Here is a 2,333-nt window from a genome sequence, read left to right on the forward strand (position 1 = left end):
GTGCCCGCGCCCCCGTCGATAACCCGTGGCCGGCGCGGCCATGCCGTGGCGCTCGGCACCCACTATCGCGCCCGGATGCCGGGGCCGCTGATCCTCGGGCCGCTTCTGGTGCTGTCGCTCGGTTCGGTGCTGGGCGGGCTGCTGGTCGCGCCGATCGTCGGCTTCCTCGGCGCCGTGCTGCCGCATGCGGCGCCGGGGCCGGAGCTGGCCGCGGGCCTCGCACCGGTCGGCGGGCTCATCATCGCCGCGGCGCTAACCTTCATCCCGCGGCTCTCGGCCGGGCTCGCCAGCGCCAAGCGCATGCGGCGGGCGACGGCGCTGGACCAGGTGGCGCAGGGCACCATCATCGAGCCCTTCGTCCGGCTGGTGCGCAGCCTGAGCAAGGGGGCGCGGATCGACGCGCTCTATCAGGCGACCTTCGTGCGGCCCTTCGTCAACCTGGTGCGCTGGCTGAACGGCTATCGCGGCGGGCTGGTCGATCCGGTCGGCACGCTGCCGGTGCTCTTGGCGCTGCGCGGCAAGGAGGCGCTGGTCGCGCGCATGGCCGAGGACGGCTTCGACCGGCGCTGGATGGGCTTTGCCAACGGGATGGTGCGGCTCTGGGTCGGGGCCCGGAGGGTCCAGACCGGGCGCGCCCGGGACTACGCGCTCGGCCTCGCCACGGGTCTGGCCGCGCTGTTGATGATTGCATGGGGAACGACATGGAACTGAACGCGCTGGTGCTGCTGCCGTTTTTTGGCGGGGTCGCCGCCCTGTTCGTCGGGCGTCTCGCGCGCGACGCCGAGCGCTGGGTCGCCATCGCCGCGATGGCGCTGGCGCTGCTGGTCCTCGTGCTCGCGCTGGCCGACCCGAGCCAGGGCCGCTGGCTGGCCATCAGCCGCAGCGACTGGGCCCCGGCGCTGGGGGTGCAGATCATCTTCGCCATGGACGGGCTTTCGGCGGCGCTGCTGGCGATCTCGCTGGTGCTGGGGATCGTCTCGGTCATCGTCTCCTGGAAGATGACCCAGTATTCGGGCCTCCTGAACGCCTGCCTCTGCTGGACAGTCGCCGCCTCGAACGGGGTGTTTCTGTCCTTCGACCTTCTGGTCTTCGCCTTCTTCTGGGAGCTGATGATCGTCCCCGCGTTCCTCTTGATCTCGATCTGGGGCCATGGCGAGCGCGAGGCGGCGGCGCTGAAGTTCCTCGTCTTCAACGCGGTGGCCGGGCTCGGCCTGCTGGCCGCCGTCTTCTACATGGGATCGCTGGGCGAGCCGGTGACCTTCGACGCCTTCGTGCTGGCCAAGGTCGAGATCCCGCATCACGTGCAGGTCTGGCTGCTTCTGGGCTTCGCACTGGCCTTCCTCGTGAAGCTGCCGGTGCCGCCGCTGCATGCCTGGCTGCCCGACGCCCATACCCAGGCGCCGACGGCGGGCTCGATCCTGCTGGCGGGGCTTCTGCTGAAGACCGGGGCCTATGGCCTGTTCCGCTTCCCCGCCATGCTGTTTCCCGAGGCGCTGGTGACGCTCTCGCCCTACGGGCTGGCGCTGGGGGCCTTCGGGTCGATCTATGGCGCGCTGCTGGCCTGCGGCCAGACCGACGCCAAGCGGCTGGTGGCCTATACTTCGGTCGCGCATATGAGCATCGTGCTGATGGGCATCGCCGGCGGGGTCTATTTCTCGATGATGGGCGCTGCGGTGGAGATGGTGGCGCATGCCTTCTCGGCCTCGGCGCTGTTCCTGCTGATCGGCGCGCTCTATGACCGGATGGGCACCCGCGACCTGCGCCAGCTCGGCGGGTTGCAGCAGAGCGCGCCGCGCTTCGCCGCCGCCTTCGCGCTGTTCTTCTCGGCGGCGCTGGCCATGCCCGGCACGGCGAACTTCCTCGGCGAGGCGCTGGTCATCACCGGGATGTTCCAGGTGAACTGGCTCTTCGCCTCGATCACGCTGGTCTCGCTGGTGATCTCGGTGGTCTATGCAACGCGGCTGTTCAAGCGGGTGGTCTTCGGCAAGACCCGGCGGACCGAGGTGGTGATGACCGACCTCACCCTGCGCGAGATGGGGCCGATCGTGCTGCTGGCGATCTGCACCCTCTTGTTCGGCATGCTGCCGCAGCTCTTGATGGGGGTGCTGGAGCCCGCAGTGGGCGCGGCGCTGGTGACCGGCAGATGACGCAGTCCCTGGTTCCGCTCGGGCCGCTGATGGCCCTCGGCTTCGGGGCGGTGGCGGCGATGCTGCTGGCGCCCCGGCATCCGGCGCTGGCGCGGCGCGCGGCCTTCCTGGCCTTCGCCCTGGCGCTGACCTCGGTGCTGTCGCGCTGGGACGCGCCGGCCCTGCCCTCGGCCTTGCTGCGCGACG

General features: G+C 70.6%; 1 protein-coding gene and 2 pseudogenes. All 3 read left to right on the top strand.

The features are described 5' to 3' along the window. Nucleotides 1–711 (top strand): annotated as a pseudogene (locus tag C5F48_RS25455) (NADH-quinone oxidoreductase subunit L); the annotation flags it as partial. Next, a complete protein-coding gene (locus C5F48_RS23230; RefSeq protein ID WP_170139568.1) occupies nt 702–2,147 on the top strand; it encodes a complex I subunit 4 family protein in 1,446 nt (481 codons plus the stop codon). The pseudogene C5F48_RS25455 and the gene C5F48_RS23230, both read left to right, overlap by 10 nt. Next, a pseudogene (locus C5F48_RS23235) lies at nt 2,144–2,333 on the top strand (NADH-quinone oxidoreductase subunit N); the annotation flags it as partial. The gene C5F48_RS23230 and the pseudogene C5F48_RS23235, both read left to right, overlap by 4 nt.

It is taken from the genome of Cereibacter changlensis JA139, from assembly GCF_003034985.1.
Lineage (GTDB): Bacteria > Pseudomonadota > Alphaproteobacteria > Rhodobacterales > Rhodobacteraceae > Cereibacter > Cereibacter changlensis.